This window comes from Janthinobacterium sp. BHSEK, from assembly GCF_056174685.1.
Genome location: NZ_JBWBYV010000108.1, coordinates 1 through 14,171, shown reverse-complemented (window position 1 = coordinate 14,171; position 14,171 = coordinate 1). Strand labels below are relative to the sequence as shown.

Annotated in this window: 15 protein-coding genes; 4 read left to right on the top strand and 11 right to left on the bottom strand. The window is 63.9% G+C overall.

Annotation, left to right across the window (positions count from 1 at the left end; all coding sequences use genetic code 11):
- Positions 1 to 38 precede the first annotated feature (38 nt).
- Together cadR and AC0V2Y_RS26625 are read left to right on the top strand one after the other, a co-directional pair.
- Positions 39 to 470 (top strand): Cd(II)/Pb(II)-responsive transcriptional regulator, encoded by a 432-nt coding sequence (cadR, locus tag AC0V2Y_RS26630; RefSeq protein WP_034787498.1) that lies wholly within the window; start codon positions 39 to 41, stop codon positions 468 to 470.
- Positions 471 to 482: 12 nt separating this feature from the next.
- Positions 483 to 1,565, top strand: coding sequence for a hypothetical protein (locus tag AC0V2Y_RS26625; RefSeq protein WP_475415079.1), 1,083 nt, complete (start codon positions 483 to 485; stop codon positions 1,563 to 1,565).
- A 5-nt stretch (positions 1,566 to 1,570) separates the two neighbouring features.
- Here the strand turns inward: AC0V2Y_RS26625 and AC0V2Y_RS26620 are convergent, their stop codons facing one another.
- From AC0V2Y_RS26620 to AC0V2Y_RS26590, 7 genes are all read right to left on the bottom strand, one after another.
- Positions 1,571 to 3,121 carry a methyl-accepting chemotaxis protein gene (locus AC0V2Y_RS26620; RefSeq protein WP_475415080.1) on the bottom strand — a complete coding sequence of 517 codons (1,551 nt, stop codon included), beginning with the start codon at positions 3,119 to 3,121 and terminating at the stop codon, positions 1,571 to 1,573.
- Between the two features lie 51 nt (positions 3,122 to 3,172).
- Positions 3,173 to 3,640, bottom strand: coding sequence for a cache domain-containing protein (locus AC0V2Y_RS26615; protein ID WP_475415081.1), 468 nt, complete (start codon positions 3,638 to 3,640; stop codon positions 3,173 to 3,175).
- A 225-nt stretch (positions 3,641 to 3,865) separates the two neighbouring features.
- Positions 3,866 to 4,282 carry a hypothetical protein gene (locus AC0V2Y_RS26610; protein WP_475415082.1) on the bottom strand — a complete coding sequence of 139 codons (417 nt, stop codon included), beginning with the start codon at positions 4,280 to 4,282 and terminating at the stop codon, positions 3,866 to 3,868.
- Positions 4,283 to 4,310: 28 nt separating this feature from the next.
- Complete coding sequence (locus AC0V2Y_RS26605; RefSeq protein ID WP_475415083.1) at positions 4,311 to 4,697, bottom strand: hypothetical protein; 387 nt, start codon at positions 4,695 to 4,697, stop codon at positions 4,311 to 4,313.
- A 114-nt stretch (positions 4,698 to 4,811) separates the two neighbouring features.
- Entirely contained in the window at positions 4,812 to 5,360 is a 549-nt protein-coding gene (locus AC0V2Y_RS26600; protein ID WP_475415084.1) for a DUF4142 domain-containing protein, read from the bottom strand.
- 100 nt (positions 5,361 to 5,460) lie between these two features.
- Positions 5,461 to 6,111, bottom strand: a complete 651-nt coding sequence (locus AC0V2Y_RS26595; protein ID WP_475415085.1) for an SMI1/KNR4 family protein — start codon at positions 6,109 to 6,111, stop codon at positions 5,461 to 5,463.
- A gap of 3 nt (positions 6,112 to 6,114) precedes the next feature.
- Positions 6,115 to 6,507, bottom strand: a complete 393-nt coding sequence (locus AC0V2Y_RS26590) for a MerR family transcriptional regulator (RefSeq protein ID WP_475415086.1) — start codon at positions 6,505 to 6,507, stop codon at positions 6,115 to 6,117.
- 70 nt (positions 6,508 to 6,577) lie between these two features.
- On the opposite strand from AC0V2Y_RS26590, the gene AC0V2Y_RS26585 reads away from it, so the two are divergent.
- Complete coding sequence (locus AC0V2Y_RS26585) at positions 6,578 to 7,372, top strand: SDR family NAD(P)-dependent oxidoreductase (RefSeq protein WP_475415087.1); 795 nt, start codon at positions 6,578 to 6,580, stop codon at positions 7,370 to 7,372.
- A gap of 3 nt (positions 7,373 to 7,375) precedes the next feature.
- Here AC0V2Y_RS26585 and AC0V2Y_RS26580 read toward each other — a convergent pair whose 3' ends face one another.
- From AC0V2Y_RS26580 to AC0V2Y_RS26570, 3 genes are all read right to left on the bottom strand, one after another.
- Positions 7,376 to 8,656: an NRAMP family divalent metal transporter gene (locus AC0V2Y_RS26580; RefSeq protein ID WP_475415088.1), complete on the bottom strand. Its 1,281-nt coding sequence runs from the start codon at positions 8,654 to 8,656 to the stop codon at positions 7,376 to 7,378.
- Between the two features lie 82 nt (positions 8,657 to 8,738).
- A complete protein-coding gene (locus AC0V2Y_RS26575) occupies positions 8,739 to 10,754 on the bottom strand; it encodes a c-type cytochrome (protein WP_475415093.1) in 2,016 nt (671 codons plus the stop codon).
- A gap of 177 nt (positions 10,755 to 10,931) precedes the next feature.
- The gene (locus tag AC0V2Y_RS26570) at positions 10,932 to 11,855 is read right to left on the bottom strand and encodes a LysR family transcriptional regulator (protein WP_475415089.1); all 924 of its coding nucleotides are present in this window, start codon (positions 11,853 to 11,855) and stop codon (positions 10,932 to 10,934) included.
- 101 nt (positions 11,856 to 11,956) lie between these two features.
- Between AC0V2Y_RS26570 and AC0V2Y_RS26565 the strand changes: the two genes are divergently transcribed.
- Positions 11,957 to 13,396, top strand: a complete 1,440-nt coding sequence (locus tag AC0V2Y_RS26565) for an amidase (protein WP_475415090.1) — start codon at positions 11,957 to 11,959, stop codon at positions 13,394 to 13,396.
- A 99-nt stretch (positions 13,397 to 13,495) separates the two neighbouring features.
- Here AC0V2Y_RS26565 and AC0V2Y_RS26560 read toward each other — a convergent pair whose 3' ends face one another.
- Positions 13,496 to 13,924: a DUF2061 domain-containing protein gene (locus AC0V2Y_RS26560; RefSeq protein ID WP_475415091.1), complete on the bottom strand. Its 429-nt coding sequence runs from the start codon at positions 13,922 to 13,924 to the stop codon at positions 13,496 to 13,498.
- Positions 13,925 to 14,171: the final 247 nt, after the last annotated feature.

Below are 14,171 nucleotides of genomic sequence, written 5' to 3'. Positions count from 1 at the left end.
AAGCGGAATTTGCAAGTTGGAATGAAAAAGGGGATGCCATGCGTATCGGAGAACTGGCCAAACGGACAGATTGTGACGTGGAAACCGTGCGTTACTATGAAAAGGCGGGCTTGCTGCAGGAACCGGGCCGCAACAGCGCCGGCTACCGCGAATACCGCGAAGAACACCAGGAACGGCTGCAATTCATCCGCCATTGCCGCTCCTTGCAGATCGGCTTGACGGATATCCGCGCCTTGCTGGAATTTAAGAACAATCCGGCCGAAGGCTGCCAGAGCGTCAACGAATTGCTCGACCACCATATCCTGCGCATCGCCGAGCAGATGGCGAATTTGCAAACTCTGCAGCAGCAGCTGGTAACCCTGCGCCACCAGTGCGACCAGCCGCAGCCGTCGCAAGACTGCGCGATTCTGCAAAACCTGTCCGAGGCGGCCAGCGGCCACGACTGCGCCTGCCATACCGAACTTCATTGAACCGATTGCTGCATGCTGAAACTGTTGCCTAAAAAAACTTTACTCACCTTGTCCCTGCTGTCGCCGCTGTGCCATGCGGCCGATGCGCCGGCCGCCGCCGGCCATTACCTGACCCTGTACGCCGTGCCCGGCGTACCGCAAGACGATGATCCGTACACCTGGAGCACGGCGGGCGGCAAGCAGCTGACAAAGGGCGTGACCAAGGCGGACGGCCGCGCCTATCTCAAAGGGGAAGAGGGCGAAGAAAACTATATTTTGAAAACCGTCAGCATGCGCTGGCAGCTGAAGGTGCCGGCCCGGTGCTGGCAGGGCGCGCCCGAGGCTTTCCTCGATTGCGTCAAGCTGGCCAAGACCACCAGCCGCTACGATGAGGAGCAAGAGGCGCTCAAGCTGGCAGAGCAGCAGAAAGAAGTGAAAATGCAGGCCAGAATCGCCGCCTATGCGGTGGAAGCCCGGGCCAACGACGATGCGCTGGCCTGGCTGGGCCGCCTGCCTTCGAGCTGGACCCTGGACGGCTATGGCAAGCGCCTGCTGGGCATCGGCGACAAGGTCTCCAGCTACATCGCCGACGAGTTCAAGGAGGAAGGGCCCGACGCGCGCCAGTTCGTCTGCCGCGCGCCCGCCTACTATGGCCCCGTGCCGGACCAGGCTGCCGTCGAGGCTTGGGTGGGATCGCCTGACGAGGTGGGCAAGGTACGCACCGGTCCCGCCTGGAATGCGCTGGTGGCGGCAGGCGAAAAGGGCAACTGGATGGCCCGTCTGGAGCTGTATTACGCCTTGTCCGGCGCCAATGTCAGCGAACTGAGCCTGCTGGAACAGTACCGCATCGTGCAATTGATGGAATGGCTGCACAAGAAGAAGATCAGCGGCCTGTACAGTTATTTCATCGGCGCCATGCCGGTCGCTCCCGGCAGCAACTACAGTGCCGTCTGGCGCAGGCGGGATCAGGTTTTCCTGTATGCCGCCATGCTCGGTGATTACCACCAACAATTCCGCATGGGCAATGTCTTGCGGCGGGAAACCGACCCCGCGCTGGTCGAGACAGGCAAGGCCATGCAAGCCTGTTCCCGGGCCGCCATGCCGCAGCGGTACTAGCGCGACTAGCGCGGCAGCAGCGGCGGGCCGCCGTCGCCCAGGCGGAAAGCATCGACCACGCGCAATAGATCATGCGCCTGGTCCTGCATGCTTTGCGCGGCGGCGGCCGATTGCTCGACGAGGGCGGCATTGCGCTGGGTCAATTCGTCCATTTCCGTGATGGCATTGTTGACTTCCTCGATGCCCTTGCTCTGGCGCTGGCTGGCCGCCGTGATGTCGTTCATGATTTCCGTCACCTGCTGAACGGAGGCGACGATATCGCCCATGGTGCGCCCGGCGCTGTCGGCCAGTTCGCTGCCTGTTTCTATCCTGGCAACGGAATCCTCGATCAACTGCTTGATTTCGCGCGCCGCCGTGGCCGAGCGCTGCGCCAGGCCCCGCACTTCCGTGGCGACGACGGCAAAACCGCGCCCCTGTTCGCCCGCGCGCGCCGCTTCCACGGCCGCGTTCAAGGCAAGTATATTCGTCTGGAACGCGATGCCGTCGATGACGGCGATGATGTCGACGATGCGCCCGGAACTGGCCTTGATCGAGCCCATCGTCTCGACCACCTGGCCCACGACGCGGCCGCCTTCCAGCGCCACGTTCGAGGTCGACAGCACCATCTGGTTGGCCTGGTGCGCATGGCTGGCGTTTTCCCGCACGGTATCGGTCAGCGCATGCATGGATGACGCTGTTTCCTGCAGGGAATGGGCTTGCGACTCCGTGCGGGCCGACAAGTCCGCATTGCCCAACGCAATTTCACTCGCTTCCACCGTGATGGTGGAGCCCGCCTGACGTATGTCGCCCAACAAGGTGTTCCAGTTCTTCAGCACGGTGGCCAGTGCGCGCGACAGCTTGCCCACCTCGTCGTCGCCCCGCGCCTCGATGCGCATGGTCAGGTCGCCGGCGGCCAGCGACTCGGCGGCACGGCAGGCTTCATCGATGGGGCGCACGACGGAACGGGCCACCCAGGTGGCGATCAGGGCCAGCAGGGCAAAGCCGATGGCCATGGTGCCCAGCGACAGCCAGCCGGCGCGCTGGCCGGCGTTTTTTGTCTCCTGCAGCGCGTCGACGGTGCGGTGGTCGAGGTTGAGCAACACCTGGCGCAGCTGCCCCCGCACTTGCTGGTAGTGCGTGGCGGCATTTTGCATCGCCGCCACGCCCGTATTCGGGTCCATCGAGGCCAGGTCCAGCGCCTGCGCCACGCTGGCACGGTAGCGCTCGAGGCCCGGCAGGGCCTGGTCCGCTTCCGTGGCGGCGCCCGAGAATTGCTTGAGTTCCTTCAAGCCTTGCGCGATGGCATTGAGCTGGCCATCCGTTTGCGCGCCGAATTGCTTGAACTGTTCGTCCGACAGGCTGGCGGCAATGGCGATCTTCGCATATACGTCGGCGTGGACTTGGCCAAGGGCAATGGCTTGCTGGTTGGCAAGCCGCTCCGCCGTCAGGGTGACGTCTTTCAGTTCGCGCATGCGGCTTTCGTTCTGCTGCATGGCGAAGTAGGACAAGGCCCCCATGGCCAGCAGGCAAGCCAGCGCGACCACCGGGACGATCAACATCTTTTGTGCGATTTTCATCGGAACCCATATCGTCAAGAGAGCGGAAAACCATCCCGGCGCGGCGGCTGGCTACAGGTAGATGCCGCCGCAGACGACGGTTTCGGCGAGTTTCTCGCAATACATCACCTTGGGCTCGATCTTCTTGGTTTCCGGATTCGTGAACTTGTATTCCTGCCAGAACGTCCCCTTGCTCTTGGCCAGGTCGACTCTCTCCTTGACGAAGGCCTTGCCGTCGATATCCTTGAGTTCGATCAAGTTCTTGCCCACCATTTTCGGGTTGGCGCCATGCGCGACCACCGTGCCGTCGAGCTTATACACAACCAGGTACAGGTCGTGCAGGATGAATTGCGGCGACTTGGCCGTGATCTCGCCATACGCCTTGGCGTCGCCGGCGCTCTTGATGTAGGACACGCCTTTCTTGACCATGGCTTCGGCATCGGCGCGCGTGGCGCCGCCTTCGGCAGCGCTGGCGATACAGGGCAGCATGCCGACGGCAAGCAGGAGCGGCAGGCAAATGGCAGGGGCGAACTTGGGCATGAGAATCTCCTTCACATTGCGGCAGGAAAGCCGGCGGGAAACCGGTGCGGTTGGGGGCGTGCTGACGGTTCATGGTAGCGCGATGCCAGTGGACATGCGCTGGTGCAACAGATTTTTTTTGAGTGGGGTGTTTTTGCAACGCCACGCGCACTTGGCGCAATCGCGTTTACAGAGTGAAAAGCAGGGGCCAGGCTATCGTGGCGATAGTGTGGCGCGCGCGCCGCGCTACCAGTCGGACGGGTCTTCCGCCGCCGCCCTGGCCAGGTCGTCGGCCCAATCCTGCCGGACCAGCCGATAGATATCGGCAAAGAAGGCGCGCGGATCGGCCATCTCATCCCACATGGCGGGCAGGGCGTGCGTGCTTTCGGGATCATGCTCGAGGATGGCCTGGAAATCGTAGCCCGGGTCTTGCAGCGCCTGCGCCAGCACGGCCACCAGCGCGTGGCGGTGGCGGTAGCTCAGTTCCTTGTATTGCGAGGTGATGTCGCGCCGTATCAGGGCAGCGCGCTGCGCCGGGTCGTTCATGTCCCAGCTGTCCAGCTCCACACCCATGGTTTCTTCGCGGTCATACACGTCGAAAGGGCCGAGGAAATAGTGGAGCGTGGGGAGATAGGGAGCGTCGCTCCAGGGGCCTCGCAGCATGGGAGTCTTTCGTTTGATTGCTAAAGGGTTACGCGCATTCGGGCAAGGTCCAGCCTTCGTCGCCCATGTCCGTCGGGTAGATGGCGCGGGTCTGGTTCTGGCCCCAGCGCGCATGGTCGAGGATGCCGTCTTCATGCATGTCCAGCACCCATTCCGTGCTTTCCAGCAAGGTGCCATCCTTGTGGTAGACGCGGAAAAACGTGGACGTGCTCAGTGCGCGCACGATGTTCTGCGGCACGCCGTCGCCGTAGTGGGGCACATAGGTCTTGATGACGCACGTGCGCTGATCGTTCCATTCCTGGGCGTACACGGTGGCATTGCGGGCCGCCGCCACCTTGATGAACAGCCAGGCGGCCAGAACGATGGAGAACAGGAGGGCGGCGGCAATCAGGCCGGTTTTCTTGAGTAGCTGCATGAGGTCATGGCGGAGCCTGAAACTGAGTGAGCCGCATTGTATGCCAAGAGCGGAAATACTTGCTGTACAGCACGTACGGCAAGTATTTTCCCGTTTATTGCTGTGTATGGCGATCTATTTCGGCAAGGCCGCCTGTAGGGTATTGGCCATTGCCAGATGGTGTTGCAACGCTGGCAAGGTTTTTGCGGCAAAGGCCTTGATATCGGGATCGCTTGCCTTCTGGCTGGCGTCGGTGAACAGTTTCACGGCCTCCTTGTGCGCCGCCACGCCGATGGTGGCCGCATATTCCTTGTCAAACTGCGCGCCTTCCAGGCGGCTCAGCTTGTCGATCTGCGCCTGGTGCTTCTTGCCGGGCTGGTGGCTGACCTCGATGTGCTTGCTGCTGGCCAGCTGTTTCAGCTCGTCGGCCACTTTCGTGTGGTCCGCCACCATGGCATCGGCGAATTTCTTCACTTCCCCATTGCTGCTTTTGCTTTGCGCCACTTTGCTGGCGGCAATTTCCGTGCTGCCCGCGTCGGCCGCCTTGCTGAGGAATTGCTTGTCGTACGCACCTGGCGCGGCGGCGATACTGTTGATGGCGATGCCGCTGAGCAACGCCACGGCGGCGCCGATGGCCACGCTTTTCAGGGAGGGCGCGCGGGAACTGGTGGTCGGGATAGGCATGGAAACTCCTTTCAGGTGTGGTTTTTTCTACAAGCTGATGACAATGTTAAGCCAGCAGCCTGCGCACACCCATAGGACAGTCGCGATCATGCCCGTAGGACTAGTCCTGTTCGTTCGCGCACAGTTCGACTTGCTTCAGGGCAAACAAGGCGGCGATGCCGGCATCGCGCCGCCAGGCGGGCATGCCGATATCGAGCCATTCCGCCATCGCGTCCAGGTGCGATGGCTCCGAGACGCTGTGTTCGAGTTCATCGAGCACCGTGTCGCGGTCGATATACAGACTGTCCAGCCAGGCATCGAAGGAGGGCGCCAGTGTCATCAGGCCGTGGGCGCGCTTGCCCGTCCAGTCCGGCAACTCCTGTACATAAGCCAGCACGCGGCCGCCGCCTTCTTCCGTCAGATCCAGGTAAAGCATGGAATTGCCGCCATCGCGGGCGAAGGGCAGGATTTTCACGGGCATGTCCGTATGCTGGCGGGCGGCGCGGATTTCGCCTACCAACGTTTCATCGCAGAAATCGCCTTCGTCGGCGCTGAAAAAGGTATTGAAGCCCATCTTTTCCACGCCGCCATTGCCGTCCAGCACATCGCAGGTGTAATCGAACCAGGCGCCGTTGGCCGCTTGCAGGAAAGCCAGGAAGGCGGGCGGCAACGGTGCTTCCAGCAGGGTTTCGATGGCGGTGATCTGCTGCGCCGTGGGGGCAGGCTTGGCGCCCTCGAGCGCCAGGTGGCGGTACTGCGTGTAATAAGTCATTGATTATCCTTGTAAATTTCTGGCGGCCGCGATGCCGTCCTCGCAGCCCGTCTCCACCTTGGCCAACGCATCGACGAGTCCCGCGCGCAGCACGGCCATCGAGCGGGCCTTGTCGTCGATCTGGGCGATTTTCGTTTCCAGCATGGCCCGTTTGGTTTGCGCATCGAGCGCATTTTCCTGCCAGACGGCAATGACCTCGGCGATTTCCTTCAAGGTAAAGCCCAGCGCCTTGGCGTGGCCGATCAGCTCGATCCGCCGCAAGGCCTGCGCCGAATATTCCTTGTAGTTATTCGTCAGGCCCGGCTGCGGCGCTTCGTCCAGCAGCCCCTGGCGCTCGTAGAAGCGCACCGTATCCTTGCTGACGCCCGTCAGGCGGGTGATTTCTCCGATACGCATCGATTCCCCTTGACCGTGGACTAAAGTCTACAGTTTACATTAAACGCTCTTTCTACTCCACACCAATGCCATGACCGCTTTCAACTACACCAAGCAGACCGTGCTGATCACGGGCGCCTCGTCCGGCATCGGCCGCGTCTTTGCGGAAACCCTGGCCGCACGCGGCGCCCATTTGCTGCTGCTGGCCCGCTCCGGCGCCGTGCTCGAAACGCTGGCCGCCGACCTTGCCAAGCGTCACGGCATCCGCGCCCACGCGCTGGTGGCGGACCTGAGCCTGCCGGGAGCGGCCGCGCAAGCCCATGCACAGGCCTGCGCGCTGGGCATGCCGCCCGACGTGCTGATCAATAACGCGGGTTTTGCCACGCATGGCCGCTTCGAAAGCATCGATCTTGCACGGCAAGTTGGCGAAGTGACCGTCAATTGCACGGCCCTGATGGAACTGACGCACTGCGTCTTGCCGCACATGCTGGCCCAAGGACGGGGCGCCATCATCAACGTGGCCTCCACGGCGGCCCTGCAGCCCGATCCCTATATGGCGGTCTACGGCGCCAGCAAGGCGTTCGTGCTGTCGTTCTCGGAAGCGCTGTGGGCGGAAAACCGCAGCCGCGGCGTGCGCGTGCTGGGTCTGTGCCCGGGCGCCACGGACACGGCTTTCTTCGACGTAGTGGCCGCGCCCGAAGCGGCCGTGGGCCAGCGCATGGCGCCGCAAGCCGTCGTCGATGAAGCGCTGCGCGCGCTGGACCGGGGTCGCAGCAGCCACGTGGCCGGCCGTCCCAACCGGCTGCTGGCCTGGCTGCCGCGCTTGCTGCCCCGTCAGACCGTGCTGGGCATCGTGGAAGGCATGCTCAAGCCGAAAACGGCGTAGGCATCAAAAGGCCATGGTGGCGAACATGGCCAGCACGGCCGTCGCCATCACGAGGGTGGCCAGCCAGCCCAGCGCCCGCAGGCGGCGCGAAATGGTGAGCGTGCCCATGATGGCGGGGTGCGACGCCATCACCATCATCAGCACCATGATGGGCACGGAAATGACGCCGTTGATGACGGCGCTCCAGTACAGGGCCTTGATGGGGGCCAGCGGCGAAAAGCACAGGGCCGCGCCCAGCATGGTGGCGCCGATGATGATGGCGTAGAACTTCTTGGCCGCCCGGGGCGCCAGTTCCCGGCTGTTTTTCCAGTGAAAGGCGCCCGCCATGGCGTAGGCGGCCGAGCCGGCCAGCACGGGAATGGCCAGCAAGCCCGTGCCGATGATGCCCAGGCTGAACAGGGCGAAGGCGAAGTCGCCCGCGATGGGGCGCAGGGCGGAAGCGGCCTGGGCGGACGTATCGATGTGCGTGATGCCTTGCGCGCCCAGGGTCACGGCCGTCGTCAGCATGATGAAGAAGGCCACCAGGTTGGAAAAACCCATGCCGATGGCCGTGTCCATCTTGATGCGCTGGAATTGGCGTGGCGCCAGTTCCGGCGTGCGGCGCAAGGCTTGCGCGCTGGCATCGGCCTGCAAATCTTCCACTTCCTGCGAGGCTTGCCAAAAGAATAAATACGGGCTGATCGTGGTGCCGAACACGGCCACGATCATGGTCACCGAGGCGGCCGACCAGGCGACCTGCGGCCAGACCGTGCGCAGCGCCACTTCGCCCCAGGGAATATGCACGGTGAGCACGGTGGCCACGTAGGCCAGCAAGCCCAGGGTCAGCCATTTCAGGATGCGCACATATTGTTGATACGGAATGAAGACTTGCAGCAGCAGGGACAGTAAACCGAAGCCGACGGCGTACAGATGCGTGGGCCCGCCGATGATCAGGGTCAGGGCATCGCCCATGGCGGCCACGTCGGCGGCGATATTGATGACATTGGCCAGCAGCAGCAAGCCGACGATGGCGTACAGCAAGGATTTCGGGTAGTGGCGGCGGATATTCGTCGCCAGCCCATGGCCGCTGACCCGGCCGATCTTGGCGCTGATGACCTGGATACCGAGCATCAGCGGAAACGTCAGGCACACCGTCCACAGCATGCCGAAGCCGAACTGGGCGCCCGCCTGCGCATACGTGGCGATGCCGCTGGGATCGTCATCGGCCGCGCCCGTGATCAGGCCGGGGCCCAGCTTGCCCAGCCAGGTGTCGGATGGGGCCGCGCGGCCGCTGTCGGTGTGCATGCGTCGCTCCTGCGTGATGGAGCGAGCAGCGTATCACAGGCGGGCGGCGTCCAGAAGGGGCGCCGCCCGGGAAATTCACGCCTCAGTAGCGCGCATCCTTGGGCTTGCCGCCCTTGGGCCAATCCTTGACCTTGTCGGGGAAGTCCGGACGGGGCATGTGCGTAAAATATTCCGCCACGTCGACGGCATCCTGGTCGGACAGGTTGCCTTGTCCCAGCGGGAATTTCTGGCCGTGGCCCATCACCATGTTCGCCTTGACGAAGCCGGCCGCCGTGTAGGTGCGGGCCATACCGGCGCCGATATTGAACGAGCGCTCGCCCCACAGCGGCGGAAAGGCGACGACGCCGTTGGCGCCCTTGATGCCTTCGCCATTCGCGCCATGGCAGACGGCGCATTGCTCGGCATACACCTTTTTGCCATGCACGGGATCGGGCAACAGCGCGCGGTCGATCTTCGCCACGCCCCGTCCCGCCACCTTGTCGCCCGCTTGCGTGGCGCCCTTCATCCAGTCGATGTAGGCGACCATGGCCTGCAGGTCGGGGCCGTCCACGGGCAGCGGCTTGCCGTGCATGGAGCGGCGGAAGCAGCCGTTGATGCGCTCACCCAGGCTGATGACCTTGCCGGCGCGCGGCGCTTCCGACGGGAAGAAGGCGGAAATGCCGAGGAAGGGCGAACCGCCGGCCACCGTGCCGCCATTCAGGTGGCAGCTGCTGCAATTGAGGTCGTTGCCCACGTTTTGCGGCAGCCGGGCGCGCGTTTCCGTCATCAGCTGCATGCCGTGGATCAATTGACTGGCGTTCGGATCGGCCGTCAGGGCGGCGAAACGGGGCGTGACGAAGCCGCCCGCGTCCGGCGCCTTGAGCTTGAGCTCCTTGCGCACCCTGGCGATCTGCGCGGGCGTGACGGGCGCGCCTTGATTACCCCACTTGCCGCGCACAAAGGTGAGGATTTCCGCCAGTTCCGTGTCCGACAGGCGGTCATATGCGGGCATGCCGAACGAGCGGGGCGAGTGCTGCGTGACGGCCGACTGCCAGCCCGTCAGCGCGATATGGATGACGGAGGTGGCGTCTTTTGACTGCACCGAGTCGTTCCGCGCCAGTGGCGGGAAAATGTTGTCCACGCCACGGCCGTCGCGGCGGTGGCAGGTGGCGCAGAATTGCAGGTAGCCCAGGCCGCCCCGCGTGTTGTACAGCGCATCGTTGCTGGCCGCCGCGAGCGGCGCCGTTTTCTTCGGCGGCGCGGCCGCGCCATCCTTGGCGGGCAAGCCGTGCAGGTAGTGCGCCAGCGCGTCGAGGTCGGCATCCGTGAAGTATTGCGTGCTGTGCGTGATGACTTCCGTCATGCTGCCGGCCGCCGTGCCGAAGCTGTTGCGGCCCGTTTTCAGCAATTGCACGATGTCGCCCGGCGTCCACAGATTGCGCAAGTTCACCGCATGCCAGCCGTCAAACGTAAAACCGGACAGGTAGAGCTTGCCGCTGCCGCCGTCCTGGCCCATGGTTTTTTCCTGGAAAGCCACGCCGCGCGGCGTGTGGCAGGAGCCGCAATGGCCGAGGCCCTGGGCCAGGTAGCTGCCCCGGTTCCACTGGGCCGACTTGGCGCTGTCGGGCTTGAACGGCGCGTCGTCGAGGAAGACGGCATTCCACAAGGACAGGCCCCAGCGCATGCTGAACGGCCATTTCATGTCCGTTGCGCGGTTTTGCTGCGCCACGGGCGCCACGCCCCGCTGCAGATAGGCGTACAGCGCCTGCATGTCGTCGGGCGTGATCTTCGCGTAGGAAGGGTAGGGCATGGCCGGATACAGGTTGTGGCCGTCCGCCGCCACGCCCTTGCGCATGGCGCGGTCGAACTGGGCAAACGTGTACGTGCCCAGGCCCGTCTTGGCGTCGGGCGTGATATTCGTGCTGTAGATGGTGCCGAACGGCGTTTTCAGTTCCAGGCCGCCGGCCATGGCGGCGCCGTTCGGGCTCGTGTGGCAAGCCACGCAGTCGCCAAGGCGGGCGACGTATTCGCCGCGCTTGATCAGCTCGGCCGAGGCTGCGGGCGTGTTGGCGGGCGCGGCCCAGGCGCCGGCACTGAAGACCAGCATGCCCAGCAGCATTGCAGCCAGCCAGGAAGTGATCGAAAAGGATGAAACGGGAAGACGGCGCGAACCGCGGTGCAGGATGGAAATGACGTTCATGGTGACCCTTTATTATTACGCGCAAGCTTACGCAGTCGTCACCACGGCGAACATTGGGAGTTTCTTTCGAACAACTAGGTAATCTTCCCTAGTGTTTTACAGCGGAAAATCGTGTAGCGGTGCCTGCAAGCTGGCCAGGATGCGCTCGCGCAGCCAGCGGTGCGCCGGGTCCAGGTGCATGCGCTCGTGCCAGACCACGGCCATCTCGTAGTCGGGCAGGGCCACGGGCGGCTCCCATGTGCGCAGCGCGCCCAGCGCCTTCTTCAGCAGGCGCGACGGGAGCAGGGCCACCATGTCGGACGCTGCCAGCAAGGGCGGCACGATCAGGAAATGCGGCACAGACAGCACCACCTTGCGTGTGCGCCCCAGCTTTTCCAGCGCCGTATCGACGTTGCTGCGGAAACCGCCGCCGTTGGGCGAGACGACGATGAATTCCAGCGCACAAAACTGATCGAGCTTGGGCTGCTCCTGCAGCAATGGGTGGTCGCGCCGGCCCGCCAGCACATAATGTTCAGTGAACAGCGTGCGGTGGCGCAAGCCGGGCGGCGCTTCTTCCTGCGCCAGGAAACCCAGGTCGACCTGGCCCGTTTCCAGGTCGTGCGCCATGCGCGCCGGCACGGCTTCGAACACGGCCATGCGCGACAGGGGCGCCTGCGCGCGCAAAGCGGGCAGCATGGGCAGCAGGATCGCATATTCGGCGGCGTCGGCCGCCGCCAGGTTCCAGCGCACTTCAGCCGTGGCCGGATCGAAGGCCGATTCCGGCTGCAAGACTTGCTCAAGCTGGGCCAGCACGGCCTGCAAGGGCGCGAACAGGGCCAGCGCCCGCGCCGTGGGCAGCATGCCGCGCGGACCGGGCAAGAGCAGCGGATCGTCGAAGGCCGCGCGCAACTTGCCCAGCTGCACGCTGACGGACGGCTGGCTCAGGTGCAGCCGCGCGGCCGCCCGCGTCACGTTGCGCTCGATCAACAAGGCATTCAGGGTCAGCAGCAGGTTCAAGTCCAGCTTATGCAAATTGCTCATGGCTATACCTTGTATATCAACTATTCATTTCCACTATGATAGCGCAAGCCCTACAGTGGTTTCTGTGACTTTCACTCTTCACCTTTTACAGGAACTAACTGATGCAACTCCATGAATATACAAGCTTTGATGGCTTAGGGCTGGCCCAGCTGCTGCGCCAGGGCGCCGTTTCCGCCGCCGAAGTGCACGACGCCGCCCAGCGCGCCTGCGCCGCCGTCAACCCGCAGATCAATGCCGTCGTCGAGCTGTGGCCGGCCGATTTGACTGCCATCGACCACGCGGCGCCGTTCGCCGGTGTGCCATTCCTGATCAAGGATGTGGGCGTCACGATGGCGGGCCAGCGCAGCGAAGCGGGCAGCCGCCTGGGCGCCGGCCATGTCGCCGCGTTTGATTCCCACCTGATGACGCAGTTCCGCGCAGCGGGCCTGGCGACGTTCGGACGCACCAGCACGCCGGAAATGGCCTTTGCCACCACCACCGAACCCGTTTTATATGGCACCACGCGCAACCCGTGGAACGTCAGCCTGAGCGCGGGCGGCTCCAGCGGCGGCGCGGCGGCGGCCGTGGCGGCCGGCATCGTGCCGCTGGCCCATGCGACGGACGCGGCCGGCTCCATCCGCGTGCCGGCCGCCTCGACGGGCCTGTTCGGCTTCAAGCCCAGCCGGGGACGGGTGTCGAACGGCCCCGCCATGGACGAAATCTTCAGCGGCCTGGGTGTGCAGCTGGGCGTGAGCCGCAGCGTGCGCGACAGCGCCGCCTTGCTCGACTGCGTGCAGGCAATCATGCCGGGCGAGCCGTATGTGACGCGTCCGCCCAACTTCACCTGGCTGTCGCAGGTGAGCGTGGCGCCGGGCAAGCTGCGCTTTGCCGTGCAGCGGGCCGCCAGCAATGGCGCCCATCCCGTACCTGCCGTCGATGCCGCGCTGCGAGACACCGTGCGCCTGCTGGAAAGCCTGGGCCACCACGTGGAGGAAGTGTCGCCCGCGCTGGGCGTGTCGTGGCAAGCCTTCGTGCAGGCGAACGCCAGCATCTGGTGCGCCAACCTGGTGCCGTGGATAGACGGCCTGGCGCGGGAAAGCGGGCGCGCCGTGTCGCTCGAGACGCTGGAACCGTCCACTTTGGCCTGCTACCGGTACGGGCAGACGGTGTCGGCCGTCGAGTTCGTCGCCGCGCTCGACGTGCGCAACACCGTCACGCGCCAGGCCGGCGCCTTGTTCGGCCAGTACGACGTGCTGCTCACGCCCACCATGCCGGATGTGCCGTGGCCGCTGGGGCGCTATGGTGAAAAGGAGGAACAGCTCGATGGGCTGGGCTGGACGGCGCGCCTGTTCGAGCATTCGCCGTACACGCCGCGGGCCAACGTGGCGGGCTTGCCGGCCATGTCCGTGCCGCTGGCCATGTCCAATGATGGCTTGCCGATCGGCATGCAGTTCATGGCGGGGTATGGCAACGATGGAACCTTGCTGCGCCTGGCCGGCCAGCTGGAGCGGGCGGCGCCGTGGCTTCCAAGGCGGCCGCCTGTGTGGGCGGGCAAGGCGTAAGCATGCCTTGCGGACGGCTGAAACCGGCCACCATAGCGGCTTTGGCCTGCGACAAGAAGCCGGGGTCGGACCCCAGTCCTTGTTCTTGGGTGAACAGTATCAGCTGGGCATCGTAGCCAGCTGCGCCGCGCCCCGGCCTTGCATGCGGAAACGAAATCGTTCCCACAACCGGTCGTGGAAGGGCAGGACGATCACGTTGCAGATCGGCTCGACCACGGCCAGCAGGCCGCCGAAGGCCATGGAACCCGTGGCCCAGTACATGACGCCGAAGGCCACGCCCATGTGCATGGCCGTCTGGCTGAGTTTTTCGCCGGCCAGGGCGGCCAAGCCCAGGCGGCTGGCCGCGTGGCGGCGGCGGATCGCGTGCCAGGCTTTTTCATGCCACGGCAGCAGGCCCACATTGATGACCGGTTCGATGATTGCGGCCAAGCCACCGAGTGCCAGCGAACCCGTCAGCAAATAGGCAAGGCCGAAGGCGATCGACATGTGCGTGCACACCTGGCTGAATGTTTTGATGGCTGTGAACAAGGGACGTTCCTTTCTGTTGAATTCGCTTATCCTTGATCTAGATAGTAACGATTCTCATTTACAAAAGAAAGTAAAATATTTCAACTGAATCGATAGATATTGGCTATTGAAAATAGTAATATAATTGTATTTTATAAAATTGAGCATTTTAGCCGTCACACAGCGCCTGCGCTCCCTATACCAAGCAGGCCGGTATTTTCTGGTGCATGGGAGAAACAAATGACGACCCTTTTGGATGACATCCTGG

Bases quoted from the DNA above. Each gene is read 5' to 3' on its own strand.
- AC0V2Y_RS26570 (WP_475415089.1), bottom strand. From the start codon at position 11,855: ATGAGCAATTTGCATAAGCTGGACTTGAACCTGCTGCTGACCCTGAAT.
- AC0V2Y_RS26600 (WP_475415084.1), bottom strand. From the start codon at position 5,360: ATGCCTATCCCGACCACCAGTTCCCGCGCGCCCTCCCTGAAAAGCGTG.
- AC0V2Y_RS26610 (WP_475415082.1), bottom strand. From the start codon at position 4,282: ATGCTGCGAGGCCCCTGGAGCGACGCTCCCTATCTCCCCACGCTCCAC.
- AC0V2Y_RS26565 (WP_475415090.1), top strand. From the start codon at position 11,957: ATGCAACTCCATGAATATACAAGCTTTGATGGCTTAGGGCTGGCCCAG.
- AC0V2Y_RS26590 (WP_475415086.1), bottom strand. From the start codon at position 6,507: ATGCGTATCGGAGAAATCACCCGCCTGACGGGCGTCAGCAAGGATACG.
- cadR (WP_034787498.1), top strand. From the start codon at position 39: ATGCGTATCGGAGAACTGGCCAAACGGACAGATTGTGACGTGGAAACC.
- AC0V2Y_RS26615 (WP_475415081.1), bottom strand. From the start codon at position 3,640: ATGCCCAAGTTCGCCCCTGCCATTTGCCTGCCGCTCCTGCTTGCCGTC.
- AC0V2Y_RS26585 (WP_475415087.1), top strand. From the start codon at position 6,578: ATGACCGCTTTCAACTACACCAAGCAGACCGTGCTGATCACGGGCGCC.
- AC0V2Y_RS26595 (WP_475415085.1), bottom strand. From the start codon at position 6,111: ATGACTTATTACACGCAGTACCGCCACCTGGCGCTCGAGGGCGCCAAG.
- AC0V2Y_RS26605 (WP_475415083.1), bottom strand. From the start codon at position 4,697: ATGCAGCTACTCAAGAAAACCGGCCTGATTGCCGCCGCCCTCCTGTTC.
- AC0V2Y_RS26575 (WP_475415093.1), bottom strand. From the start codon at position 10,754: ATGCTGCTGGGCATGCTGGTCTTCAGTGCCGGCGCCTGGGCCGCGCCC.
- AC0V2Y_RS26620 (WP_475415080.1), bottom strand. From the start codon at position 3,121: ATGAAAATCGCACAAAAGATGTTGATCGTCCCGGTGGTCGCGCTGGCT.
- AC0V2Y_RS26625 (WP_475415079.1), top strand. From the start codon at position 483: ATGCTGAAACTGTTGCCTAAAAAAACTTTACTCACCTTGTCCCTGCTG.
- AC0V2Y_RS26580 (WP_475415088.1), bottom strand. From the start codon at position 8,656: ATGCACACCGACAGCGGCCGCGCGGCCCCATCCGACACCTGGCTGGGC.